Here is a 25398-nt window from a genome sequence, read left to right as displayed (position 1 = left end):
ATGGAGAAGGCGATGATGCGGCAATGGCACTTGGCGGACCGACCGGTCGGGCGTGCGCTCGCTGATGGCGACTTCCGCTTGGCGCAGGTGCCGATGCCAGTGGCGGGCGCGGGCGAGATGCTGCTGGCGGTGCGCTGGCTGGGTTTCGAGCCCGCGCAAAAGGGGTGGATGGAGAATTTCGGCGGCTATGTCGCGCCGATCGAGCTGGGCGATGTGATGCGCGGCATGGGCGTCGCGGAGGTGGTCGAGAGCCGGGATGGCCGCTGGCCGGTCGGTACGATGGTCGCGGGGATGACCGGCTGGACGGAATATCTGGTGAGCGATGGCGAGGGCTTCGATGTCTGCCACCCCGACCTGCCGCCCCATGCGATGCTGGGCGTGTTGGGGATACCGGGCCTGACCGCCTGGCACGGCTTTCACGCGATCGGCCGCCCGGTGGCGGGCGATGTCGTGGTGGTGTCCGGCGCGGCCGGAGCGACCGGATCGGTCGCGGGGCAATTGGCCAAGGTCGCGGGCGGCCATGTCATCGGCATTGCGGGTGGCGCGGAAAAATGCGCCTGGCTGACGCAGGAGGCCGGGTTCGACGCGGCGATCGACTATCGCGAGGGCAAGGTCGCGGCGCAGCTCAAGGCGCTGGTGCCCAAGGGGTGCGACATCGTCTATGACAATGTCGGCGGCGTGGTGCTGGACGCGATGCTGGGCCGACTCGCGATCGGCGCGCGGGTGGTGCTGTGCGGCGGGATCAGCCGCTATGAACAGGGCGGCGAGATTGCCGGGCCAGGCAATTATTTCAACCTGATCCTGCGCCGGGCGCGGATGGAGGGGTTCATCATTTTGGACGAACAGCCACGCTGGGGCGCGATGCGCGATCGGCTGGCGGCGCTGGTGCTGGCGGGGCGGCTGCAATGGCAGGTCGATGAGCAGCAGGGGTTCGAAGCGGCCCCGGCGGCGCTGGCGCGGCTGTTCACGGGCGCGAACCGGGGGAAGCAGATTTTGCGGGTTTGAGGGAGGGCCTATCTCCCACCTTATCGCCTTGATTTTAGGTTGGGAGATGGGTCCCCGCCTTCGCGGGGATGACGAGATTTGGGGGGCGGTGCGAATTGCGCAACGCCCCCCTTACACCGCCGCATTTCAGGTCAGTTTCAGGATCATCTTGCCGTCGTTGCTGCCGTCGAAGAGGCGCATGAAGGCGGGGTAGGCGTTGTCGATGCCCTGTTCGATATGTTCGTCGAAGACGAGCTTGCCCTCGCCGATCAAGGCGGCAATGGCCTGGCTGCCTTCGGGGAAGCGGTCGGCATAGCGGGCGATGAGGAAGCCGCGCATGGTGGCGGTCTTGACGATCAGTTGCCAGATGTTGCGCGCGCCGTGGGGGTCGCCATTATATTCCGAGATGAGGCCGCACAGGAGGATCTGTGCGTCCTGGTTGATGTGGCGCAAGGCGGCGTCGAGGCAGACGCCGCCGACATTTTCGAAGACATGATCGATGCCGTCCGGGCAGGCGCTGGCGATGGCATCGGCGAGTGCCGCTTCGTCCTTGCCGCGATAGTCGATCGCCGCGTCGAAGCCATAGCGGTCGGTCAATCGCGCGCATTTGGTCGCGCCCCCGGCAATGCCGACCACGCGCGCGCCGCGCAATTTGGCGAGTTGCCCGACCATCGAGCCGACCGCGCCCGCCGCGCCGCTGACCAGCACGGTCTGACCGGGTTGCGGCTGCATCGCGTCGCTGACGCCGAACCAGGCGGTGAGACCGACCGCGCCCATGGCGGAGAGGTAACTGGTGACCGAAGGGGCCGCCGACACGTCGATCGGGTGCATGAAGTCATTGGGGGTGACGAGGCTATATGCCTCGATCGCGTTCAGCCCCATGACCCAATCGCCCGGCTTGAAGCGCTCGACCCCGCTCGCCTCGACCGTGCCGATGGTGGAAGCGCGCACCGGATCGCCTATGGCGATGGGGGGCAGATAGCTTGGCGCATCGTCAAGCCAGCCGCGGATGGCGGGGTCGAGCGAGGCATATTGGTTGCGAATGAGGATTTCGCCGGGGCCGGGCGTGGGGACGGGACTGTCCTCCAACCGGAAGTCGCTTTCGCGCGGCGAGCCGTCGGGGCGGGAGACGAGGAGGAAACGGCGATTGACGGAGGCGGTCATGATACGGTGTTTCCCCAGAGGCTATGGACGGGATCGGACGGTCCCTGCGCGCCGCGCAGGAAACCGGCATAAAGGTCGTCGCCGCCACCGGCGGGCTGGCGGACGACCCAGTCGCACACGAAGCGCCTTTCGATGAATTGCCAGGTGCCGTTGGTGCGGACGAAGCGGTCGAGATAGCGGCCGCCGGTCAGCATATGGATGGGATCGCCCTCTTGCCCGCGCGGAGTGGCGAGCGCGGTGACATAGGTTTCGCCCTTCGCGCTGTCGCCAGCGACCTCCACCCATTGATGCGCATTGGCGTGGCTGGTCTGGGTGAAGACGGTGCGGACGATGGCGCAGATTTCGCGGGCGAAATCCTGACCGCTGCCGTTGAAGGGGCCGCTTTCGACATGGCTGTCGGCATGAAAGAGCGAACCCAGCAACGCCGCATCGGCACGATCGACGCCCCGGCAATAAGCGGCGGTCAGGTCGGCAATCTGCTGCTTCGCGACGAGGGCGTCGATCAGCGCGGGATCAGTCATGGATGCCGCAGACGTCGTTCAGCTTTTCATGGAACATCTGCACCCGCTTTTCCTGATTGGGCAGGATGCCGCCGGTAAAGCCGCGCGAATGGAGGCCGAGTTGCTGGCCGATCGCAACGCTCATATCCTGATCGGCGACATCGCCCAGCGACCTGGTGCCGAACTCGATCTTTTCGCGCTCGACATGGCGGAAGGGGGTCGGCCCCATCGGTCCCATCACGACATCGCTGCCGGGCATTTCATGCGCCATGAACCAATGGTCGAAGATGCAGCGTTCGGGGTCGGTCGGGTGCGGTTCGGACCGCAGCAACTGGAATCCGTCCGGCCACATCGTAAAAGTGATGTTGGGGAAGAGCGTATAGTGGTGATAATCCACAATCTCGCTGTCGCCCATGGTCGCATAATGGGCATAGCCTTTTTCCGCGCCCAGCTTGCGCTTTTGCGCGAGGATGGCGTCGCGCGCCTGGCTGGCGCGGCCTTCGAAATCCTTGGGGTCCAGCTCCCAATATTCGAGCGCCTGGGCCAGCGGCATTTCGAGGATGTCGGAGGTGGGATAGCGGCCCGATGGCTTGAGGCCGCGCATGATCATGCAATTATGGCCTTCGGGGTTCATCTCGAAGATGGTGCCTTCCAGCGCGTCGTCGATCGACCCGGCGATTTGCGGGTGGAGATTGGGGAGGTGATAGCTTTCGTTGAAATTGTCGCGGATGATCTTCCAGTTGCAGGGCACGTCGGAACTGAGCGCCAGCACGCGGGTCATCTTGCCCATCTGCCATTGTTCGAGCTGTTCGCCCGCTGCGCCCAGCCATGTCTTGAGCGGTGCGGCATCGCGATCCATGGTGAACCAGACGAAGCCACCCCAGACGGTGCAGGGGATTTCCTCCAGCTTCACCTTACCGCAGGGCGAGCCGCCGGGAAAATCATCGGGGTCTTGGACATGGGCGAGCGTGCCGTCGGGCGCATATTTCCAGCCATGATAGCCGCAGGTGAGGAAGGGCGAACCGCCGACTTCGGTCCAGGCGAGGCGATAGCCGCGATGTTTGCAGGCATTGTAGAAGGCTTTGACCGATCCATCCTCCTGGCAGAGCATGACCACCGATTCCCGGCCGATATTATGGGTCAGGAAGTCGCCTGCCTCTTCAAGGTCGGCGGCCATGCCGCCGATATGCCAGGCCTTGGTCCAGACATGCGCCCATTCGGCGTCCGCCCAGCGCTTTTCATGATAGCGTTCGCCCGTGATACGGTCACCGCGCACGGGCGGATCATAGGCGGCAATCGCGCGGCCCAGAAAAGACTCGATGGTCATGATACCCTCTCGCTATTATTTTAGTTGAACGATCGACTAAATTTACCCCGATCGGTTGCTGCCTGTCAATATCTTCGCCATAGCTGTCCGATGGGCAGGAAAGCGTTGAAACTAGCGGAAACGACAGGTGGCATCGAGGGGGCGGAGGCAGCGCCGAAACTCGATCGGCGGCGGGCACCCGATACGGCGGCCAGGATATTGGACGCGGCGGAGTCGCTCTTTTCGATCCGGGGCTATCATGGCGTGTCGCTGCGCGACATTGCGACGCAGGCCGGGGTGCAGGTGGCGCTGACCCATTATCATTTCGGGTCGAAGGAAGATTTGTTCGGCGCGGTGATCGACCGGCGAGCGGATGCGCATGTCGCGGGCATGGCGGACGCGCTGGCACAGGCGCTGCGCGCGACGGGCGATCAGGCGACCCGCCGCCGCGCGATCATCCGCGCCTTCATCACGCCGATCGTCGACCGATCGATGCGCGGCGGGGCGGGGTGGAAAAATTATATCCGGCTGATGGCGCTGGTGGCGAACATGCCGCAGCAGGAAGCGTTCATATCGCCGTTTCGCCAGCATTTCGACGATGTGATCGCCGCCTATGTCGAGGCGTTGCGCGCGCTGCACCCGGAGATGGACGAGGGCGATGTGCAGTGGGGGTTCTTCTTTTTCCAGGCGATGATCACGCATATATTGGCCGAAAGCGGCATGTTGGATCGCCAGTCGGGCGGGCGGTTCAGCTCCAGCGATCTGGACGCGATGGTCGAGCGGATGGTGGACTTCGTCGGCGCGGGCTTCACCGGACTGGGGCGGGTGGCCTAGCATAAAGCCGAGTTTGGCGCATCGTCCCGGCCCGTTACCTTGGCGCGTAAAATAGATGCGCGAAGGAAGAGATGATGGGCAGGTTGAACGGCAAGACGGCATTGGTGGTCGGCGCGGCCGGCAAGGATAATATGGCGCAGGTCATCGCCCGACGCCTGACCGCCGAAGGGGCGCGGGTCGCGGTGGCGGGGCGCAAGGCCGACGCGCTGTCCGCCTTTGCCGACGAGATTGGCGGGGTCGCCGTCGCCTGCGACATGACGGACCAGCAGAGCATAAAGACGGCGGTGTCCGACACCGAAGCGGCACTGGGCGGGGTCGATATTGCGATCAACGCGACCGGCTGGGGGCTGCTCAAGCCGTTTCTGGAGACGACGCAGGACGATCTGGACGCTATGTATGCGCTGCAACTGCGCGGGCCGTTCCAGTTTTTCCAGGCGCTGATCCCGGCGATGGAGCGGCGCGGCGGCGGGTCGATCATCCAGATCAGTTCGGCGACGGCGACGATCATGTTCCACGACCACGCCGCCTATATGGCGACCAAGGCGGGCACCGATCATCTGGTCCGCACCGTCGCGAATGAATTCGGGGCCATGGGTATTCGCGCCAACAGCGTGTCGCCGGGCATCACCGAAACGCCGATGACGGCTGATGCGGCGGCGGTGCCAGGATTGATGGACGCGTTTCGCAAGGGCTATCCGCTGGGGCGCTATGGCACGTCGGAGGATGTGGCCGAGGCGTGCGTGTTCCTGGCCAGCGATGCCTGTTTCATGACGGGTCAGAATTTGCAGGTGAATGGCGGGCTGACCCTGCGCGCCAATCCGACCAAGGCGGATATCGAGGCGTCGGTCGCCGCCGCGATGGCTGCCGCAGGGGCGTGACACGCGCCACGCCACCACTTTGCATGGCGTCGGGCATCATGCCCGAAGCGACGCCGCTGCAATTGGTGGAGGCGGCGGCGCGGGCCGGGTTCGATTATGGCGGCATGTGGTTCGAGGCGGCGGAGTGGACGGATGCGACGACGCGGCAGGTGAAGGCCGCGTTGCGCGACACGGGCCTGCCGCTGATCGACATCGAAGTGGTGTGGATCAAGCCGGGGCCGCCTGATCCCGACCATCTGCGGCTGGTCGATGTGGGGATGGAACTGGGCGCGCGGAATGTGTTGTGCGTCAGCAGCGATCCCGACGATGCGGCGACGCGCGACAAACTGGCGATATTGGCCGAGCGGGCAGGGGACGCGATCCGCATCAACCTGGAATTCGGCATTTTCACCGAGGTCAAGACGATCGGGCAGGCGAGCGCGATACTGCGCGCGATCGATCATCCGGCGATGGGGCTGTTGATCGACGCGCTGCATTGGCGGCGGTCGGGCGGGACGCTGGCGGAGGTGGCCGCGGTGCCGCGCGCGTGGCTGAGCTATGTGCAATTATGCGATGCGCCCGACCCCGGCGCGGACCCGGCCGATTCGGACGCGATCCTGACCGAGGCGATCGACGGGCGCGTGGCGCTGGGCGCGGGGGGATTGCCAATCGGGGCGCTGCTGGAGGCGATACCGCCGGGGCTGCCGGTGGCTGTCGAGGAACGGTCGATCGCGTTGCGGGAGGGGTGGCCGGACCTCAACGAACGCGCGGCGCGGATGTTGGCGACGACGCGGGCTTGGATGGCGGGACGGGGTGTGGCGTAACGGCTTGTCTGCTAACATTGCCGTTCCCCGGCGAAGGCCGGGGTCCAGTCCCACGGTCTGAACTGGACCCCGGCCTTCGCCGGGGAACAGTTAATGCCTACCCCACCAGCAGCGTGGGTTCTTCGATCAAGCCCTTGAGCGTGCGCATGAAGTCCGCACCCACTGCGCCGTCGATCGCGCGGTGGTCGCAGGAGAGGGAGAGCTGGACGACGGTGGCGAAGGCGAGGGCATTGCCGATTTCGATCGGTTGGCGGCTGCCCGCGCCCACGGCCAGGATCGCGCCCTGCGGCGGGTTGATGATCGCATCGAACTGGTCGATGCCGAACATGCCGAGGTTGCTGATCGAAAAGCTGCCGCCCTGGAACTCGTCGGGTTGCAGCTTACCGGTGCGGGCCTTGTCGGCCAGCGCCTTTACCGTGCGCGAAATGGCGGCGACGGAGAGGGTATCGGCGCCTTTCACGATCGGGGTGATGAGGCCCTTATCGGTCGCGACGGCGACGGCGATGTCGGCGCTGGCGAAGCGATGGATTTCATCGCCATGGACCTGCACATTGACATCGGGATGCCGGGCGAGCGCCAGGGCGCAGGCACGCACGAGATAGTCGTTGATGCTGGGCGCTTCGCCGGTCGCCGCCTTCGCCTGCGCGCGCAGGCCCAGGATTGCGTCAATCCTGACCGCCGAGCGCAGGTAGAAATGCGGGATGGTCGATTTGCTGTGGCTGAGCGCTTTGGCAATCGCCTTGCGCATGGGCGACATTTTGACGACCTCTGCGCTGCCAGCGGGTGGCCGGGCAAAGTCGGCGGGGGCCGGGGCTTGGGCGGCATGCGCAGCGGCGGGGGCTTCGACCGGCTTGACCTTGGCCAGCACGTCCGCCTTGCCGATCCGGCCCTTGGGGCCTGTGCCGGTCAGACCATGGAGGTCCACGCCATGTTGCACCGCGAGGCGCTTGGCGAGCGGGCTGGCGAAAACCTCGCCCAATTCGTTGCCGACGGGCGTCAGGTCCACCGCCGCGCCGCCGCCGATCGCGACCGGGGGCAGGCTGGCCTGCTGCACGTCCTGGAAGGTCAGGCGACCATTGGGACCGGAGCCGGTGAGCGCGGTGATGTCCACGCCATTCGCCTGCGCAAAGGCGCGGGCAGCGGGGCTGATATTCGCGTCGTCGGCGATAGCGACCTGTGGTGCCGGTGCCGGTGCCGGTGCTGGTTCCGGTTCCGGCGTAGTGGGCGGTGGCGAGGCGGCACCAGCCTTGGACGCGACCTTGGTGTCGGCAGGCTTGAACCCGGCGACAAAGGTATCGACCTCGTCGGCGCTGACCTTATCGTCCGGTCCCGCCAGCACGGCGATCAGTTCGCCCACGGCATAAGTGCTGCCCTGCTGGGCGATGAGGCGCGGGAACATCCCGTCGGCTTCGGCCTCGATTTCATTGGTGATCTTGTCGGTTTCAATAAGGGCGAGCAGGTCGCCCTTCTTGAACGGCACGCCTTCGGCGACCATCCATTCGGCAACGACGCCTTCGGTCATTTCTATGCCCCATTTGGGCATCGCATATGCGCGCAGAGTGGCCATGATATGCTTATCCCCGCCGATAGGATAGGAGCTGCACCGCCGCCGCCACGATCTTGTCGGGCGAGGGCAGATAGGCGGATTCGAGTTCCCGTGCGAAGGGGACGGGGCTGTGTGGCGGTGTCACCATCTCGATCGGCGCCTTGAGCGAGGCGAACGCCTTTTGCGCCACCAGCGCCGACAGGTCGGTCGCGAAGGAGCAGCGCGGCGGGGCTTCGTCGACGATCAGCAGGCGACCGGTGCGTTCGACGCTGTCGAGGATTGCCTCGACATCCAGCGGGCTGGTGGTGCGCAGGTCGAGCAGGTCGCAACCGATGCCGTCCTGGGCAAGCTGTGCTGCCGCCTTTTCGGCAAAGCCAACCATCATGCCGGTGGCGAGAATGGTGATGTCATCGCCCTGCGTGACATGCCGGGCATGGCCGAAGGGGATGGTGTAGTCGCCATCGGGCACTTCCCCCTTCACGCCATAAAGCGCCTTATGTTCAAGGAAGATCACCGGATCATCGTCGCGGATCGCCTGGGTCAGCAGCCCCTTGGTATCGGCGGGGGTGGAGGGCATGACGACCTTCAGCCCCGGCATGGCGGTGACGAACTGATGGATCACCTGGCTATGCTGGGGCGCGGCGTTGAAACCGGCACCATAGGGCATGCGGATGACCAGCGGGCATTTGGACTTGCCGCCGAACATATAGCGAAACTTGGCCGCCTGGTTCCAGATCTGGTCCATGCACACGCCGATGAAGTCGGCGAACATGATTTCGGCGATGGCGCGCTTGCCGGTCAGCGCCGCGCCGGACGCCGCGCCGATGATGGCGCTTTCCGAAATCGGGGTGTCGATCACGCGGTCAGAGCCATATTTGGCCCATAGCCCGCCCGACGTGCCCCATATGCCGCCGATCGCTTCGGGGCCGCCGGGCGCGCCATGGCCGCCGACGATATCCTCGCCCAGCATGATGACGCTGTCGTCCCGTTCCATTTCCGCATCGATCGTGTCGCGAATGACGTCGCGGATCATCTTGATAGCCATGTGTCGATCCCTCTGGCGTCAGTAGCTGATATAGACGTCTTCCAGGACGTCGGCAGCGGTGGGGCGGGCGGCGGTCTGCGCTTCGGCAACCGCGCGGTCGATGAGGTCGGTGACTTCGGCATCGACCGCGTCGAGTTCGGCCCCGTCGAGCAGCTTGGCTTCGGTAACGCGCGTGCGGAAGGTCTTGAGGCAGTCGCGCTCCTCGCGGATGCGGTCAAGTTCGCCGGGGCCGCGATAGCGTTGCGGATCGCCCTCGAAATGGCCGTAGAAACGCTCGCAATCCAGCTCGATCGAGGCCGGGCCGTTGCCTGCCTTGCAGTAATCGATCAGCTCGCGCATTGCGTCATAAACGCTGAAAAAGTCGATGCCATTGGCCTTGATCGCCTTCATGCCGAAGGCAGCGGAGCGGACGGTCATGCTTTCCGCGCCAACGGCATAGGCTTCGCCGGTATGTTCGGAATAATGGTTATTTTCGAACACGAAGATGACCGGCAGTTTCAGCACCACCGCCATGTTCATGGCTTCGAAGGTCGTGCCCTGGTTGCACGCCCCGTCGCCGGAGAAGGCGATCGAGACGGTGCCGTTGCTCTTGGCGGTGATGCCAGCACCCACTGCGATCGGTGCGCCCGCGCCGACGATGCCGTTAGCGCCGAGCATGCCGACGCCTATGTCGGCAATGTGCATGGAGCCGCTCTTGCCCTTGCACAGGCCATCACGCGATCCGTAGATTTCCTTCATCATCGCCATGACGTCGCAGCCCTTGGCGATGCAATGGCCATGGCCGCGATGGGTCGAGATGATATAGTCGGTCGGTCCCAGATGCTCGCACACGCCCACCGCGCAGGCTTCCTGCCCCGCATAGAGATGGGTGAAGCCGGCGATTTCGCCCAGCGCGATCTCATCGTGCAGACGCTCTTCGAACAGGCGGATCGTCTTCATCTGACGATAGGCCCGGATCAGTGCCTCGCGGCTCAATTGCATCTATTCTCTCCTGGTCGATCGACTCTGGTGGCGGTCACAGCCCCAGCACCGTTTTGGCTATGATATTGCGTTGAACCTCATTGGTCCCGCCAAAGATGGTCCAGGCGCGCGAATTAAGATAGCGCGGCGCGGCAAGCTGCGCGGGCTTGCCATGGAGGGCGGGCGGGGCCTGATTGCCGTAGAGCGGCCGCTGTTCCTCCAGCGCAATGCCGGCATAGCCATAAAGCTGGACCGCGAGGCCATCGACCTGCTGGCGCAGGGTGGACGCGACCAGCTTGGACAGCGAGGTTTGTGGGCCGGGCGGCAAGCCCTTGGCCATTTCGGCCAGCACCCGCATCTCGGTCATTTCGAGCGCCTGCGCCTCCAGTTCCGCGCGGGCGAGTCGCGCCATATAATGCGGGTCGTCGGCCATGCAGCCGTCCTTGCCGTCGGGTTCGGTAAGAGCTGCGGTGCGCAGCTTGGCGATGTCCGACAGCAATTTGGGGGCGTGGCACGCGCCACCGCGCTCATTTTCCAGCAGGAATTTGGCGATGGTCCAGCCTTGGCCTTCTTCGCCCACCAGATGATCGAGGGGGGTCACCGCATCGTCGAGATAGACTTCGTTCACCTCATGATCGCCCGCGAGGCCCATGATCGGCCGCACTTCGATGCCCGGCTGGGCCATGTCGATCAGCAGGAAGCTGATCGCGCGCTGCAGCTTGGCGGTGGGATCAGTCTTGGCGAGGCAGAAGATGTGCGAGGCGTGATGGGCGTGGGTGGTCCACAGCTTGCGGCCGTTGACGACATAATGGCCATCCTTGCGGTCCGCGCGCGTCTTGAGGCTGGCGAGGTCGGAGCCGGAGCCGGGCTCTGAAAAACCCTGGCACCAGAAATCCGTGCCATCCAAAATGCGGGGCAGGAAATAGGCCTTTTGTTCCTCGGTGCCGAAATGGCAGATGACCGGGCCGAGCAGCTTGAGGCTCAGCACCGGCAGGCTGGGCGCGTCGGCGAGCGCGCATTCCTTTTCAAAGATGTATCGCTGGATCGGCGTCCAGCCGGTGCCGCCGCAGTCGGTCGGCCAATTATAGGCAAGCCAGCCCTTGGCGCGCAGGATCGCCTGCCACTCGCCGCCAATATCGGGCTCCACGAACACGCCCGGCGTTGCGCGCATGCCTTCGCGCAGATGCTGGGGCAGATTATCGTCGAGGAAGCGGCGGACTTCGGCGCGGAACGCCTGATCCTGGGGGGAGAAATCTAGGTCCATCTTATCGTTCCAAAATGGTCACGCCGGAAATGCCGGGCGCGCCGTAGACATGGGAATAGGCCGTACGCGGATCGCCGGGCACTTGCCGCCCGCCACCCAATCCGCGCAGTTGCAGCGCATTTTCATAGACCTGGCGCAGGCCCGACGCGCCGATCGGCTCGCCACAGGCGAGGCACCCACCATCGGTGTTGACCGGCAGGCGACCGTCGATGTTGGTCCAGCCATTGGCCAGCCATTCTTCTTGATCGCCATCGGCGCAAAAGCCGTTTTCGGCCATGTGCATGATTTCCGCGCCGGATTCGGTGTCCTGCAATTGGGCGAGGTCGATATCTTCCGGGCCGATCCCGGCCATCTCGTATGCCGCCTTGCTGGCGAGCAGGGTCGGCGCGCCGCCGCGTTCTATGTCCATCGACGGGGCGAACACCTCGAACGATCCGGGCGGGCGGGTGCGGATGACCGCGGCCTTGATCCGCACCTTATCACGGCCGAGTTCGCGCGCCTTCTTGGCGCTGGCCAGCACCAGCGCGACGCCGCCTTCGGCCGGCGAGCAGAACATATATTTGGTCAGCGGGTCGCTGATCATCGGTGCGTTGAGGATGGTGTCGAGATCGACCGGCGCGCGCCGCCAGGCATGGTCGGCATGGACCGCGTTGCGAAACGCCTTTTCCGCTACGCGGCCCAGCGACGTCGGGCTGATGCCGTGCAGCGCCATATAGCGTTGCAGCTTCATGGCGAAGAACTGCGTCGTGACCATGAAGCCCGCTTCGCCATACCATTCGGGCAGACTATATTCGGCGGGCATGGCGTTGAACGCGCCGCGCGGATGCTTGTCGAAGCCGATGGCGATGCCGACATCATGCGCGCCCGACGCAATCGCCTGCCAGGAACCGATCAGCGCCGATCCGCCAGTGGCGCAGCCATTTTTGACATTGATGAAGGGCAGGCCGGTCAGGCCCAACTCATTGACGATCGTGTCCGCATTGCCCGCCGAATCCGATCCGCCAAAACCGAACTCCATGTCGGGCCACTCAAGCCCTGCGTCGGCCATGGCGGCGCGGGCGGCATTGGCCCCCTGTTGCAGACCGCTCAGGCCTTCGCTGCGGCCAAAGGGGTGGATGCCGATCCCGACGATATAGACGTCCTGCATGGCTCAGGCCTCCGTGGCAGGGGTAAAGGCGTAAAGGCGGATCGCATCGCCATTGGTGGCGATGGCGAAGTCGGTCGTGACCAGGTCCATCGCCATGCCGATCGTCAGGCTATCGAAGTCCGCGCCCACGATCTGCGTTTCCACGATCGTCGCACCCGGCAGTTCGACATAGCCGATGGCGAAGGGGGTGAATGCTTCCGGCCCGATATAAGGCGGCGATTTGGGGCGGAAGCGCTGGACCGTCCAGGACCAGAGCGTGCCGCGGCGCGGCAGGTCGATCGGCTCCCAGCGCGCGGCATCGTCCGGGCAGGGAAAGACGATCCGCCCCGTATCCCGGTTGCGGCCGCCGATCAGGGTCGGTTCGGGTGTTTCCCGAAACAGTCCCTGCGCTATCGCTGATGCGCCCAACGTCTAAGCCCTCTCATTCTTGTGTGGAGCCACTATGGGAAGCGGAACGGGCGAAGGCTTCTGTAAGAAAGCATAGGTTGGCAGCGTCGTTGGACGCGCGGGCACAAAAAAAAGGGCCAGCCGGTCGCCCGGCTGGCCGCACACTTTCTCAGGGGGAGAAACCTTATTTCGCGGCGGCCGACGCCTGCGTTTCATGCGGCAGATGCGGGACCATGACGGCGGCGACATTGCCGAGATAGCCAAGCTGCGTCGCCTTGAACACGGTCTGGCTGCGGTTGACCGCCTCCAACTTGATCGCGGCATTATGGATGTGGAAGCGCACGGTGGCGCAACTGCGGCTGAGGATCATCGCGATTTCGGCGTCCGTCTTGCCCACTGCCGCCCAGCGCAGACATTCGACTTCGCGCTTGGAGAGGCGGCAATTTTTGGGAATCCAGGGGCGCTGGCTGCTGACGCGGGTATAGCCGTTGACGAAGCGACGGGCATGATATTCGAGCTGGTCGCTATAGAGATCGAACTCGCGCGACAGGTCGTCGCGCTTGTCGTTGATCGGCGAAAAGCTGATCGCGGCGATCTGGCCAAAGGACATATGCACCGGCACGACGATCACGGCTTTGGCATTCACTTCGCCTTCGAAGAGGCTGAGGTCGATCTGGTCGAGCAGCGGATTGGGCGCGCGGGTATGGATGCCATGGGCATTGGCCCAGAAGGGTTCATTTTCGTAGCGGCAGGCGAAGGGCAGGGGCGAACTGAGCGCGAGCAGCGGCTTTTGCCACCATTGTTCCTTGGTCGAGGGCCAGCCGAACACGGCGCTGGCCAGCACTTCGCCCTCCGCATCGGTCATCGGCGATCGCGACGCGATATTGGCGCAGGCCGCGACGCGGAAATTGCCCAGGTCGCGGGCAATATCGCGCAACGCCTCCGCCGCCGGCCTTATGTCGGCGGGCGCGAAAATAGCGGTTGGAACCTGCCTGCCCGAACGGAAATCGGTCGCCACTTTTGCGGCTTGTCCGGTATCCTTGCGGGGGGCGACGAGCGTGTCACCTGATCTCTCCATGCGCCAGATGCTATTATGGGCAGGGGGTGCGGGCAAGCGACAAAAACCTATGACTAGCGTTAGGTTTTCGGCGCGCAGCGTGCCCATGGTGAAACTAGCGGAATATCCAGTCCACGCCCTGCCCGCTGGCCGTGCATAAATGCGTCATGAAACAGCAACAGCCGGACGGCGCAGCGCGCGGTCCAGCCATGACAATCCGGGGGATGGTGGCTTGAATTTCGATCTCAGCGATGAGCAGGCCATGCTTCGCGACCTTGTGCAGCGGTTCGGGGCGGATCGCTATGACGCGGCCAAGCGGCTGGCCTATCTGCGCGAACCGCGCGGATTTGCCGACGCCAATTGGGCGATGCTCGCGGAAACCGGCCTACTGGCCTTTGCCCTGCCCGAAGAGGCTGGCGGCTTTGGCGGTTCGCCGGTGGACATCATCACGGTGATGGAAGCGCTGGGTCGCTTCGTCGCGGTCGAGCCGGTGCTGCCCGCGCTGATCATGGGTGCAGGGCTGGTGGCAGCGGCTGGCACGCAGGACCAGAAGGATGCGCTGCTGCCCGCCATTACCGGCGGCGAGGCGATCGTCGCGCTGGCTCTGTTCGAGACGCAGGCGCGTTTTGGCTTCGACCGATTGCGGACGCGGGTGACCGGGGGCCGCATCAGCGGGGTCAAGCAGATGGTGCTGGGCGGCGGCCATGCCGATCGGTTCATCGTCGCCGCGCGCGCAGGCGACGGCGCACCACTGACGCTGCATCTGGTCGAGGCGGGCGCGCCGGGTGTCAGCATCGACCCCTATCGGCTGGTCGATGGCTCGCATGCCGCCGATGTCCGCTTTGCCGATACGCCTGCAGAGCCGATGGCGGGTGGCGAGGCGGAACTGGCAGGCGTCATGGATCAGGCGCGGCTTGCGGTCAGCGCCGAACTGCTGGGCCTCATGGAAATGATGTTCGCCGCGACGCTCGACTATCTCAAGACGCGGCAGCAATTCGGCCAGGCGCTCGGCAGTTTCCAGGCGTTGCAGCACCGCATGGCCGATTGCTATGCGCGGCTCGAACTCAGCCGGTCGCAACTCTATCGCGCGGCGGGGGCTGGCGCGGACGGGCGGGCGGCAGCGATCATCGGCGCCAAGGCCTATATCGCCCAGAGCGCGGTGCATATCGGCGAAGAATCGGTGCAATTGCATGGCGGCATCGGCACGACCGAGGAATTATTGGTGGGTCAGGCGTTCAAGCGGGTGATGGCGCTTGTCACGCTGCTTGGCGATGTGGATCATGACATGGACGCCTATAGGACGATGACGACCAAGGCCGCACGAGAGGATCAGGCGCGCGCATGACGGAAAGCTATCATCGGGTGGTCGAGGCCAGCGCGATCGAGGAGCGGGCGATGATGCCCTTCATCGTCAATGGCTGGCCGGTGCTGCTCTGCAAGGATGAGGGGCAGGTCCATGCCCTCATCAACCGGTGCAGCCACGCCGCCGCACAACTGGCACCGGGCGGCCGCGTGCGGCGCGGCGCAGTGATGTGCCCGCTGCACGGCGCGCGCTTCAAGCTGGACAATGGCGAGTGTCTGGGCGGGGCGTGCTATAAGGCGCTCAAACTCTACCCATGGCGCGAGAGCGCCGACGGATGGATCGAGGTGGCGGTACCGGACGAAGCGCCGGGCGCCGAGCATTTGCCGGTCAAGCCGTTGGGGTGAAGTAGAATGGGGTGCCCTTAACTCTCACCGTTCGTGCTGAGTAGAGACTGAGCTTGTCGAAGGCGCGTATCGAAGCATCATACACAGCGCGTGACCCTTCGATACGCCGTTTCGACTTCGCTCAACGGCTACTCAGGGCGAACGGGTTGGGGATAGGCAGACATCACCCTGCCTCAAGCACCCTCCCCCTTGCACCAGGCAATGCCCCGCCGCAGCAGGTCGTAGAACACCGGCAGATCCCAGGCGCAGCGGTCGATGGTGGGCCACCAGTCGAGGAAGGGCTGCATGTCATAATGGCTGCGGCAATGGCCGAGCGTGTTGTAGAGGACCGCGCCGTCGCCCTGCGCCTTGATATATAGGACAGGGTGCCGGTCCTGCGCCCATTGATGCTCATCGAAGCCGGTCGCTTCGCCGGCAAATTCGGTGTCGAGCAGGACATGGAGGTCGCCATGCCGTTCCAGCAAATAAAGTTCGTCGGTCGTTTCGAACGGTTCGATGCCGCGGGTCAGCGGATGATCGGGGTCGGCGACATCGACCCGATAGGGCGCGATGGGCGGGTGGGCGATGAACTGGCTGCCCAGCGTTTCCATCATCAGCGGTGCCCAGCGCGGGCTGCCATAAAGGCCATTGTCGAACAGGCGCAGCACCGAATTGGTGCCATGCAGCGCATACCAGCGGCCGCCATCGCGCACCCATTGGCGCAATGCTTCCTGCGCGGGCAGGGGCGGCACGACGTCGCACGTATAGGTGATGAGCATGTCGGCGGCGAGGATGGCGTCGAGATTGCCATAATCCTCGAACACGCGAGTCCGCACGCGCGGGTCTTCGCCCAGCAGCTTCAACAGCTCCAGCCGGGCGAAGTCCATGTCGTGATAAAGGCCGCCGACGATCAGCACGCAATTGATGCGCGCTGGCTGTGTCTCGCTCATGCTATCGTCCCCGCTTAATATTGCACGCCCTTGGTGATGCCGCCGTCGATCAGGATGTTGGCCCCGGTCATGTAGCGGCAGGCGGGCGATGCGATGAAGGCGATCGCCTTGGCGAGTTCCTCGCCCGTGCCCATCCGGCCGAAGGGAATCTGCTGGAGGATGCCGTCATGGAAATCGGTCATATTCTTCTTGATATAGGCCCAGGGGCCATCGTCGGTGTAGATCGGGCCAGGCGAGACGCAATTGACGCGCAGCCCTTGCGGCGCGTGTTTCTGCGCCAGCGCGGCGCTGTAGTTGATGACTGCCGCCTTCAGCGCATTATAGGGCTGCGGCCCCATAAATTCCTCCAACGCACCGGTGGACGAGATGGTCACGATCGACCCGGCATCCGACTGTTCGAGCGCGGGTAGGGCCGCGTGGATGCCGCGCACCAGCGGCAGGATGTCGCCGTTCAGCACCGTGGTCCAGGCTTCGGGCGTGTCCACCCCCGGATTGACCGAGACGAAGGAAATGAAGATGTCGCAGCCGCCTAGCTCTTGCGCGGCGCTGCTGACCCAATTGGGGAACGCCTCTGCATCGGTCACGTCCACCGAAGCGCCGATGCCGCGCACGCCGAGCGCCTGCACTTCGGCGACGACGGCATCGACCTTGTCCTGGGTCCGGCCGCACAACGCAACGTCGCAGCCTTCGGCGGCCAGAACCTTGGCAACGGCCCTGCCGATGCTGGCGTTGGCGCCTGCGAGAATGGCTTTGCGCCCCTTCAGACCAATGTCCATGACGGCATCCTTTCCTGTTCACACTGCATTTGCTCGCCTGTTTATCGGCAAAGGGGCGGCGCTGCACTGGCAAAAGCGTCAGGGGCGTTGGCGCCCAAGATATGACCCTTAGCGATTGTGAGAGGGGGACGGCGCGGCTTTTGCCGCTATGCTGCAGCCCGCAATGGAGGGTGTATGGGGACGGATGCGATCAGAGTAGCGGACCATGTCAGGGCGCATGCCGCCGCGACGCCCGACGCCATCGCCCTGATCTTCGAGGGGCGCGAGACGAGCTATGCCGCGCTGGATAGGCAGGCGAGCCGGGTGGCCAATGGCCTGATCGCGGCGGGCTATGGCGTGGGCGATCGGATCTCCTATCTCGGCAAGAATCGCGATGACTATTTCGGTTTGTGGCTGGGCACGGTGAAGGCCGGGCTGGTGATGGTGCCGGTCAACTGGCGGCTTGCCCCGCCGGAGGTTGCCTATATCCTCGCCGACGCGCGGCCGCGCTTGATCGTCGTGGAGCCGGAGTTTCTCGACCGGGTGACGGACAGCGCAGCGACGATCCTGCTTGCCGATGCGGGCGCGGGCCATCCGCTCTTTGCCGACTGGCGCGACGCGCAGGACGCAGCCGATCCGCGCCGCGATGTCGGCTATGACGAAGCGGTGCTGATGCTCTACACATCGGGCACCACCGGCAATCCCAAGGGCGCGATGCTGTCCAACCGCAGCCTGCTTGGCCTGCGCGCGTCGGTGCCTGCGGCGGCGCTGCCCGACTGGTATCGCTGGACGGCGCAGGATGTGTCGCTGATCGCGATGCCGATCTTCCATATCAGCGGGTCGGGCTGGGGGCTATGGACCTTGCAGCATGGCGCGACCGGCGTGGTGGTGCGCGAGTTCGACCCGACGCGGGTGCTGGACCTGCTCGTCACCTTCCGCATTACCAAGATCATGCTGGTGCCCACAGCGCTGCGCATATTGTGCGATCATCCCCAGGCCGCCGACACGGATTTCAGCTTCCTCAAGACCATCTGCTATGGTGGCTCTGCGATCCCGCTCGACCTGTTGCGGCAGGCGATCGCGGTGATCGGCTGCGGCTTCGCGCAAATGTACGGGATGACCGAGACGGCGGGGACGATCATCGGCCTGCCGCCGCAGGATCATGACCCGCAGGGCAGCGAGCGGATGCGCGGCATCGGCGTGCCATTGCCCGGCGTGCGGGTGCGGATCGCGGACGAGGCAGGCGAGACGCTGCCGGTGGGCGAGATTGGGGAGATCATGGTGGCGTCGCAAGCGTGCATGATCGGCTATTTCGACCGACCCGACGATACGGCGCAGGCGCTGGATGGCGAAGGCTGGTTGCGCACGGGGGACGCGGGCCGGATGGATGCCGATGGCTATCTGTATCTCGCCGACCGGATCAAGGACATGATCATCACCGGCGGCGAGAATGTCTATCCAGCGGAGGTCGAAAATGCGCTCTACAGCCATCCCGCCGTCGCCGATGTCGCGGTGATCGGCGTGCCGGACGCGAAATGGGGCGAGGCGGTGAAGGCGATCGTCGTGCCGGTCGAAGGAGAAAGGCCCGATCCTGCCGCGCTCATCGCCTGGGCGCGCGAGCGGATCGCGGCCTACAAAGCGCCCAAGACGGTGGAGTTCCGCAGCGACCTGCCGCGCAACCCATCGGGCAAGATATTGCGCCGCCTGCTGCGCGATGATTACCGTTAGAATGTGATGACATCTGCCTGAAATCCCCAACGGGTCGGGTTGAAGTCATCGCGCTAAACGATTTGCCGCTAAAACCTGCGATTTCCGGCAGGTTGCCGCGCGTTGCCGAGGGCATATCCTGCGCTGACACATAATCGAGGAGAGGCGTTTTGACCGCCAATTTCACCGGGCCGATCGAGGACCGGATCGCGATCCGCGAATTGCTGGAAACCTATGCCGATGCGGTCAATCGCGTCGATCAGGATCTTTGGGCGTCGCTCTGGATCGAGGACAGCCATTGGGATTTGTCGCATTATCCAGAGTTAGGCATCGTGTCGGGCAAGGATGCGATCGTCGCGCTGTGGGCGGGCGCAATGCCGCATTATCCCCAGCTCAGTTTCCTGGTAAATCCGGGCATGATCCGCGTTGACGGCGATACTGCGGAAGCGCGGGCCTATTTTTCCGAAGTCTATGCCGAGCCGGAGACGGGCAAGGATAAGCGGGCGCGGGCCTGTTACAATGACAAGCTGGTGAAGCGGGAGGGGCAATGGTTCTTCCAGAGCCGCTCCTTCACCATCATCCACCAGACCTGACAACAGGCGCTATTCCCGCCCGCTCGCTCTCCATGAGGGGGTAGGAATTGACCCGGCCGCTTGAGAGCGACCGGGTCTTTTTTGTGGGGCGTAGGGGGACAAAACCCCCGCCTGTAAGGTGGCCTACTAAGAGATGAAGTTGACCCAAAAAAGCTCGTCATCCCCGCGCAGGCGGGGATCCATCTCACAACCTGAAACCTAGATGATAAGGTTGGAGATGGATTCCCGCCTGCGCGGGAATGACGAAATTTGCGATGATCCGCCTTACAACGGAAGACCGCCGATCATTGCGCAGTCATGCCGCCATCGATGACGAGTTCGGAGCCAGTCATGAAACTGGCGGCGGGCGCGGCGAGATAGACGATGCCGTCGGCGATTTCCTGCGGCGTGCCCATGCGGCCGAGCGCATGGCCCGCCGATACGGTGGCGCGGGCGGTCTCTTCATCGGGGAAGGCGCCGGTCTCGACATAACGGGCGTAGATGGTGTCCATCATGTTGGTGTCGATACCGCCGGGATGGACGCTGTTCACGCGGATCGGCTGCTTGAGCGCCGCATATTCCAGCGCGGCGCATTTGGTGAACAGCCGCACCGCGCCCTTGGATGCGCAATAGGCGGACATAAAGGGCGCGCCCGCCAATCCCCCGACCGACGACAGGTTGATGATCGACGATCCGCCGCGCCGATCCGCCCCGCTTTTGGCCAACAGGTCGGCCATGGCGCGGATACCGAGGAAAATGCCCTCGACATTGATTTGCATGCACTTACGGAAGGTGGCGAGGCTGGTGTCGGCGATCGCGTCGGTGACGGAAATGCCCGCATTATTCACCAATATGTCGAGCCGCCCATAGGTGGCATCGACATAGGCCGCCAGCGCAGCCCAGCCATCCTCGTCCGTGACGTCGAGCGGGCGATAGTCCGTAGCGCCAGCGACCGTGGCCGTCTGCGCCATATCGGTCGCGATCACGCGCGCACCCGCGTCGGCGAGCGCCTGTACGGTGGCGCTGCCGATGCCACCGCTAGCACCCGTCACCAGCGCGACCGTGCCGGTCAAATCAAAATTGCTCATAAACTATCCTTTGGTTTAGCGCGCGGTCCAGCCGCCATCGACCACGACTTCGCTGCCGGTCATATAGCTGGCGTCGTCACTGGCGAGGAAGGCAACGACCTTGCCGATTTCGATCGGTTGGGCGAGGCGTTTGACCGGTGTGGTTTCGGCCATCTGCGCGATCAGTTCCTGCGCGGTCACCGTGCCGTCGCGTTCGGCCCAGCGCTCCATGCCCTTGCGCAGCAGGGGTGTGTCGACGAAGCCGGGATGGACGGAGTTGACGCGGATCGGCACGCCCGCATCGGCAAATTCCAGCGCATTGGATTTGGTGAACAGCCGCACCGCGCCCTTGGACGCATTATAGGCCGATACTTCCCCCATGCCGACCAGGCCCATGATCGAGCTGATATTGACGATGCTGGAGCCATAGGGCGTGGTCGCGCCGGTCCGGGCGAGCATCGGCTGGAACGTCTTGGTGCCCAGAAATACCGTATCCATGTTGAGCGTCATCAGCCGCCGCCACGACGCCAGTTCGATATCCTGCACCTTGCCGGTCAGGTCCGCGCCGACATTGTTGACGAGGATGTCGAGTCGGCCATGATCGGCCTCGATGGCGTCGCGCGCGGCCTGCCATGCCGCCTCCTCGGTCGCGTCGAGGCGGAGGTAGCGGGCGTTCGGCATCGCCGCGAGAATGTCGATGACGGGCTGGCTGTCGGGCGCGTCCAGATCGGTGATGATGGTGGTCGCGCCATCGGCTGCCAGGCATTGCGCGATGGCATGGCCGATCCCCCTAAGCGCCCCCGATACCAGCGCCACGCGTCCGTCCAATCTTCCTGCCACAGCCATTCCCTTCCCGTTCCGCCCTCACATGGGCGCGTCTTTTGCACCCCTGCTTGTCCGCCCTGCGCGCCTTTGCTTCACCTGCCGTTTTTTGCAGGTTCGCTCCTGGGACGATACGCGCATTGAGGGCCGACGGGCAGGCGCGCCGCTACGGCGTGCCACATCCCGATGCGATTTCGAGAATATAATCAGGTGAGGGTTTAATAATGACCAGGATTTTCGCGCAACGATCAGCTTATGCGATGGCGACCAGCGCCATGGCGCTGTCGATGGGCCTTGCCCAGCCGCTGTTCGCGCAGGATGTTGCCCCGCAGGCAGCGACGCAGGCGGCGCAGGAAGGCGGCCTGACCGACATCGTCGTCACCGCGCGCAAGCGTGAGGAAAGCGTGCAGGATGTGCCGGTCGCCGTCACGGCCATTTCCGCTGAACTGATCCAGCGCCAGGATCTGACCTCGATCGAAAAAATCGCGGCGCGCACGCCCAACCTCAATGTCGGGCGCGCCTCCAACGGGTCGGGCGCGCAGTTGACGCTGCGCGGCATCGGTTCCTCCTCAACCTCGATCGGCATCGAACAATCGGTCGCGGTGGTGGTTGACGGGGTCTATTATGGCCAGGGCCGGATCATCAACGAAGGCTTTTTCGACCTTGGCGGCGTGGAAATCCTTAAAGGCCCGCAGGCCTTGTTCTTCGGCAAAAATGCGACGGCAGGCGTCATTTCGCTGACTACGGCCGATCCGACATCGACGCCGGAGTTCAAGGCGCGCGCCGGTTACGAGTTCAAGGCGCAGCAGGCGCAGGCCGAATTTGTCGGGTCCGGCCCGCTAACCGACACGCTGGGCGTGCGCGTCGCGGTGCGCGCGTCGAAAATGTATGGCGGCTATTATCGTAACGTCTCAACGCCGATCGACTATCCCACCTTCGACATCGCGACGGGCGCAACGGGCTTTGCGGTCGCCAACCCCGCGCCGGAGGAACAGCCCGGCGAGAAGGAACTGCTAGGCCGCGTCACGCTGAAATGGGAGCCGACCGACCGATTGACCGCGACGCTCAAGGCGTCGGGTTCCTATAACAAGACCAACAACAACAGCTGGAACTATGTCGCCTATAATTGCCCCAGCGGCGAGAGCCAGCTCAACGGCTATGCCTGCGCCCGCGATTTCGTGACGCATCAGAACAAGTTGCCCGCCGAGTTCGCGGCGCAGATCCCCTATGCCAAATCGGACGGCAGCCTCTATAATCGCTACAAGAGCTGGGCGGTTACCGCGAACATCAATTATGAGCTGGACGATGTCACGCTGACGTCGGTGACCAACTATAATTGGAACAACAACCGCTGGGCCTGCGCCTGCGATTTCCAGTCGAGCGTGGCGTCCAACTGGGCGACCGAAAATTCGACCTTCGATGCGTTTTCGACCGAGTTCCGGGCGCTCACCAGCTTCGACGGCCCGGTCAACCTGATGGTCGGTGGCCTTTATCAAAAGACCAAGCGGACTTTCGACCAATATATCGTGCTGGGTGGCCTGACCAACAGCGCCGCCGCGCCAGAGGATGAATATCTCGCCACGCGCAAGACCAGCTTCACCGATGGCGAGACGGTCGCATTGTTCGGGCAGGCGACGTGGAAGATCGTGCCGACGCTCGAACTGGCGGTGGGTGCGCGTTATACGCATGAGACCAAGGACAGCTATTTCACCCAGCCCTATAATAATGCCGGTGTGGCGGCGATTTTCCGCGATCAGAACGACCCCGATGGCCTGGGCGTCATCACCGCCGATCAGACGTTCAACAACTGGTCGCCCGAAGCGTCGATCACCTGGAAGCCGGTCAACGGCGTGCTGGTCTATGGCGCCTATAAGACCGCCTATAAGTCGGGCGGCTTTTCCAACGGCGGCATCAATTCCAAGCTGTCCGCCGATCCGGTCGCCGATCTGACCTTCGATCCCGAACGGGCGCGCGGTTTCGAGGGCGGGGTCAAGACGACGCTGGCCGACAATCAGCTGCGCCTGAACCTGAGCGTCTACAGCTATGCCTATAAGGATTTGCAGGTCGACTTCTTCAACTCGCCCATCTTCGCCTTCCAGACCTTGACCGCTGACGCGCGGACCAAGGGCGTTGAAGTCGATTTCGAATATGCGCCGCGCGCAGTGGCGGGCCTCAATATCCACGGATCGATCAACTATAACCGCGCCCGCTATACCAGCTTCCCGCAGGCACCCTGCTATGCCGGGCAGAGCGTCGGCGAAGGGTGCAACATCGTGCTGCCGGGCGGCGGCGTGCGCCAGGATCTGAGCGGTCAGGCGCTGTCTGTCGCGCCGGAATGGACCGGGACGATCGGCGCTTCCTATGACACGCCGATGGGCAATGGGCTGATGCTCGGCCTGAATGCCGACATGCGCTACAGCGGTTCCTACCTCCCCTCCGGCTTCGGCAACCCTGATTCGCGCCAGAGCAAATATGCGACGCTGGACGCGGGCATTCGCGTCGGGGCGGAGGATGACCGCTGGCAGGTGGCGCTGATCGGCAAGAACCTGACCAACCGCTTCTATGTGACCGGCGTGGTCGATGGTCCTTCGACCGGCGGCGCATCGGGCGGGGCAGTCCCGGCCCATGCCGACCAGCTGGGCTTTGGCACATTGCCGCGCACGGTGATGGTGCAACTCAGCACCAGATTCTGATAGGTTGCGCCCCCGGCCGATGGTCGGGGGCAGCCTTGTTTTGGGAGAGAGAGATGGACCCGCAACGCTATGCCGCCGTCAAGGCGATGGTCGAACAGATTTATGCGCTTACCGGCTCTGGCCAATGGGACGCAGCCGAAGCGATGATGACCGATGATTTCCGCATCGTCGAGGCCGACAGCCTGCCCTTTGGCGGAGAATATCTGGGCAAGGCGGCGCTGCGTGAACTCTATACCAAGGTGTTCAGCTTCTGGGACGATGCCGCGCTCGAAACCGGCGATATCACCATATCTAACGATCATGCGATCGTGATGGTAACGATCAAGGCGACGTCGCGGCATAATGGCGAGCGGATGACGCTGCCGCTGTGTGAGGTATTTCACCTGCGCGGCGACAAATTTTGCGGCATCACGCCTTATTATTTCGACACGGCACTGATCGCGCGGGCGTCCGGCACGCTGATGGCTGACTGAAGGACAAGGAAACGACATGGCTGATCTAACGGGCAAGGTGGCGCTGGTCACGGGCGGCACGTCGGGCATCGGGCGCGCGACGGTGCAGCGGCTGGCGCGCGATGGCGCGCAGCTGGTATTCACCGGATCGAAGGAGGATGCCGCCGCGACCTTGTGTGCGGAAACGGGCGCGCGCTTCGTCAAGGCGCGGGTGCAGGAAGAAGCGGACTGGGCGCGGGTCGCGGACCTGATCTCCACCGAGTTCGGCCGACTGGATATCGTCTTCGCCAATGCCGGGACCGAAAGCAACGACGGCAGCGTCGAATCGATTTCGATGGACGGGTGGAACGGCATCATCGGGGTCAACCAGACCGGGGTGATGCTGACCGCGCGCACGGCGCTGGGCCTGATGCGCGCCAATCCCGGCGGGCCATGCGGGTCGATCATCATCAATTCGTCCATGTCGGCGCATAAGGTGATGGGCAATTATATGGCCTATTCGGTGACGAAGGCCGCCGTGCTGGCGATGGCCAAGTCGATCGCCATCCACTGCGCCACGGAAAAGCTGCCGATCCGCTGCAACGCCATCTTGCCCGGCGTGGTGGAGACGGAGATGATCAGCGCGATCATCGCCAAGTCGCCATCGCCCGACGCCGCGCGCGCCGCTTATGAAGGCATGTCGCCGTTGGGCCGGATGGGCCGGGTCGAGGAAATCGCCGCGCTGGTGGCGTTTCTGGGGTCGGACGAGGCGGCGTTCATCTCCGGCGGCGAATATGCGATCGACGGGGCATCCACCGCGGGCATGACCGGGGTTTAGCG

General features: G+C 64.2%; 25 protein-coding genes. 11 read left to right on the top strand and 14 right to left on the bottom strand.

The window, feature by feature from the left end; all coding sequences use genetic code 11:
• Complete coding sequence (locus BSY17_RS07400) at positions 1–1005, top strand: NADP-dependent oxidoreductase (RefSeq protein ID WP_237236589.1); 1005 nt, start codon at positions 1–3, stop codon at positions 1003–1005.
• A 126-nt stretch (positions 1006–1131) separates the two neighbouring features.
• On the opposite strand, the gene BSY17_RS07395 is transcribed toward BSY17_RS07400, so the two are convergent.
• The 3 genes from BSY17_RS07395 to BSY17_RS07385 are packed head-to-tail and all read right to left on the bottom strand — an operon-like array spanning position 1132 to position 3975.
• Complete coding sequence (locus tag BSY17_RS07395; RefSeq protein WP_069065028.1) at positions 1132–2148, bottom strand: NADP-dependent oxidoreductase; 1017 nt, start codon at positions 2146–2148, stop codon at positions 1132–1134.
• Entirely contained in the window at positions 2145–2669 is a 525-nt protein-coding gene (locus BSY17_RS07390; protein ID WP_069065027.1) for a nuclear transport factor 2 family protein, read from the bottom strand. Before BSY17_RS07390 ends, BSY17_RS07395 begins: the two co-directional genes overlap by 4 nt.
• Positions 2662–3975, bottom strand: a complete 1314-nt coding sequence (locus tag BSY17_RS07385) for an aromatic ring-hydroxylating oxygenase subunit alpha (RefSeq protein ID WP_069065026.1) — start codon at positions 3973–3975, stop codon at positions 2662–2664. The genes BSY17_RS07390 and BSY17_RS07385 overlap by 8 nt, the downstream gene beginning before the upstream one ends.
• 105 nt (positions 3976–4080) lie before the next feature.
• Here BSY17_RS07385 and BSY17_RS07380 point away from each other — a divergent pair, with 105 nt between their 5' ends.
• The 3 genes from BSY17_RS07380 (at position 4081) to BSY17_RS07370 (ending at position 6469) form a co-directional block, all read left to right on the top strand.
• On the top strand, positions 4081–4788 hold the full coding sequence (locus BSY17_RS07380; RefSeq protein ID WP_069065025.1) for a TetR/AcrR family transcriptional regulator: 708 nt from the start codon (positions 4081–4083) through the stop codon (positions 4786–4788).
• Positions 4789–4862: 74 nt separating this feature from the next.
• Positions 4863–5666, top strand: coding sequence for an SDR family NAD(P)-dependent oxidoreductase (locus BSY17_RS07375; RefSeq protein ID WP_069065024.1), 804 nt, complete (start codon positions 4863–4865; stop codon positions 5664–5666).
• Complete coding sequence (locus tag BSY17_RS07370; protein ID WP_150125745.1) at positions 5663–6469, top strand: sugar phosphate isomerase/epimerase family protein; 807 nt, start codon at positions 5663–5665, stop codon at positions 6467–6469. Before BSY17_RS07375 ends, BSY17_RS07370 begins: the two co-directional genes overlap by 4 nt.
• A gap of 97 nt (positions 6470–6566) precedes the next feature.
• Here the strand turns inward: BSY17_RS07370 and BSY17_RS07365 are convergent, their stop codons facing one another.
• The 7 genes from BSY17_RS07365 to BSY17_RS07335 all read right to left on the bottom strand — a co-directional run bounded on the left by BSY17_RS07365 (position 6567) and on the right by BSY17_RS07335 (position 13896).
• Positions 6567–8036 (bottom strand): 2-oxo acid dehydrogenase subunit E2, encoded by a 1470-nt coding sequence (locus tag BSY17_RS07365; protein WP_069065022.1) that lies wholly within the window; start codon positions 8034–8036, stop codon positions 6567–6569.
• A gap of 7 nt (positions 8037–8043) precedes the next feature.
• Positions 8044–9060 carry an alpha-ketoacid dehydrogenase subunit beta gene (locus BSY17_RS07360; protein WP_069065021.1) on the bottom strand — a complete coding sequence of 339 codons (1017 nt, stop codon included), beginning with the start codon at positions 9058–9060 and terminating at the stop codon, positions 8044–8046.
• A gap of 18 nt (positions 9061–9078) precedes the next feature.
• Complete coding sequence (locus BSY17_RS07355; protein WP_069065020.1) at positions 9079–10041, bottom strand: thiamine pyrophosphate-dependent dehydrogenase E1 component subunit alpha; 963 nt, start codon at positions 10039–10041, stop codon at positions 9079–9081.
• Between the two features lie 34 nt (positions 10042–10075).
• On the bottom strand, positions 10076–11284 hold the full coding sequence (locus BSY17_RS07350; RefSeq protein ID WP_069065019.1) for an acyl-CoA dehydrogenase family protein: 1209 nt from the start codon (positions 11282–11284) through the stop codon (positions 10076–10078).
• A gap of 1 nt (position 11285) precedes the next feature.
• Positions 11286–12431, bottom strand: a complete 1146-nt coding sequence (locus tag BSY17_RS07345; RefSeq protein ID WP_069065018.1) for a thiolase family protein — start codon at positions 12429–12431, stop codon at positions 11286–11288.
• Positions 12432–12434: 3 nt separating this feature from the next.
• A complete protein-coding gene (locus BSY17_RS07340; protein ID WP_069065017.1) occupies positions 12435–12839 on the bottom strand; it encodes a Zn-ribbon domain-containing OB-fold protein in 405 nt (134 codons plus the stop codon).
• Between the two features lie 163 nt (positions 12840–13002).
• A complete protein-coding gene (locus BSY17_RS07335; protein ID WP_037476060.1) occupies positions 13003–13896 on the bottom strand; it encodes a helix-turn-helix transcriptional regulator in 894 nt (297 codons plus the stop codon).
• Positions 13897–14137: 241 nt separating this feature from the next.
• Here BSY17_RS07335 and BSY17_RS07330 point away from each other — a divergent pair, with 241 nt between their 5' ends.
• Both BSY17_RS07330 and BSY17_RS07325 read left to right on the top strand, forming a co-directional pair.
• Positions 14138–15220, top strand: coding sequence for an acyl-CoA dehydrogenase family protein (locus BSY17_RS07330; RefSeq protein ID WP_171899202.1), 1083 nt, complete (start codon positions 14138–14140; stop codon positions 15218–15220).
• Positions 15217–15582: a Rieske (2Fe-2S) protein gene (locus tag BSY17_RS07325; RefSeq protein WP_069065016.1), complete on the top strand. Its 366-nt coding sequence runs from the start codon at positions 15217–15219 to the stop codon at positions 15580–15582. The genes BSY17_RS07330 and BSY17_RS07325 overlap by 4 nt, the downstream gene beginning before the upstream one ends.
• 173 nt (positions 15583–15755) lie before the next feature.
• Here the strand turns inward: BSY17_RS07325 and BSY17_RS07320 are convergent, their stop codons facing one another.
• Positions 15756–16511, bottom strand: a complete 756-nt coding sequence (locus BSY17_RS07320) for a ThuA domain-containing protein (RefSeq protein ID WP_069065015.1) — start codon at positions 16509–16511, stop codon at positions 15756–15758.
• Positions 16512–16525: 14 nt separating this feature from the next.
• Entirely contained in the window at positions 16526–17287 is a 762-nt protein-coding gene (locus BSY17_RS07315; protein ID WP_037476054.1) for an SDR family NAD(P)-dependent oxidoreductase, read from the bottom strand.
• Positions 17288–17461: 174 nt separating this feature from the next.
• On the opposite strand from BSY17_RS07315, the gene BSY17_RS07310 reads away from it, so the two are divergent.
• Both BSY17_RS07310 and BSY17_RS07305 read left to right on the top strand, forming a co-directional pair.
• The gene (locus tag BSY17_RS07310; protein ID WP_069065014.1) at positions 17462–18994 is read left to right on the top strand and encodes a long-chain-fatty-acid--CoA ligase; all 1533 of its coding nucleotides are present in this window, start codon (positions 17462–17464) and stop codon (positions 18992–18994) included.
• Positions 18995–19143: 149 nt separating this feature from the next.
• Positions 19144–19566: a nuclear transport factor 2 family protein gene (locus BSY17_RS07305; RefSeq protein ID WP_069065013.1), complete on the top strand. Its 423-nt coding sequence runs from the start codon at positions 19144–19146 to the stop codon at positions 19564–19566.
• Positions 19567–19850: 284 nt separating this feature from the next.
• Here the strand turns inward: BSY17_RS07305 and BSY17_RS07300 are convergent, their stop codons facing one another.
• Positions 19851–20633 carry an SDR family NAD(P)-dependent oxidoreductase gene (locus tag BSY17_RS07300; protein ID WP_069065012.1) on the bottom strand — a complete coding sequence of 261 codons (783 nt, stop codon included), beginning with the start codon at positions 20631–20633 and terminating at the stop codon, positions 19851–19853.
• Positions 20634–20648: 15 nt separating this feature from the next.
• Positions 20649–21458, bottom strand: a complete 810-nt coding sequence (locus BSY17_RS07295) for an SDR family NAD(P)-dependent oxidoreductase (protein WP_069065011.1) — start codon at positions 21456–21458, stop codon at positions 20649–20651.
• Positions 21459–21658: 200 nt separating this feature from the next.
• Between BSY17_RS07295 and BSY17_RS07290 the strand changes: the two genes are divergently transcribed.
• Genes BSY17_RS07290 through BSY17_RS07280 form a run of 3 tightly spaced genes read left to right on the top strand, consistent with a single transcriptional unit; the run spans position 21659 to position 25396 of the window.
• Complete coding sequence (locus BSY17_RS07290; protein ID WP_069065010.1) at positions 21659–24127, top strand: TonB-dependent receptor; 2469 nt, start codon at positions 21659–21661, stop codon at positions 24125–24127.
• Positions 24128–24180: 53 nt separating this feature from the next.
• The gene (locus tag BSY17_RS07285) at positions 24181–24600 is read left to right on the top strand and encodes a nuclear transport factor 2 family protein (protein WP_037475343.1); all 420 of its coding nucleotides are present in this window, start codon (positions 24181–24183) and stop codon (positions 24598–24600) included.
• Between the two features lie 16 nt (positions 24601–24616).
• Positions 24617–25396: an SDR family NAD(P)-dependent oxidoreductase gene (locus tag BSY17_RS07280; protein ID WP_069065009.1), complete on the top strand. Its 780-nt coding sequence runs from the start codon at positions 24617–24619 to the stop codon at positions 25394–25396.
• Positions 25397–25398 lie beyond the last annotated feature (2 nt).

Origin of the sequence: Sphingobium sp. RAC03, from assembly GCF_001713415.1 — a bacterium.
Classification (GTDB): domain Bacteria; phylum Pseudomonadota; class Alphaproteobacteria; order Sphingomonadales; family Sphingomonadaceae; genus Sphingobium.
The sequence above is the reverse complement of the archived record's forward strand: the minus strand, read 5'-3'. Positions and strand labels throughout refer to the sequence as shown.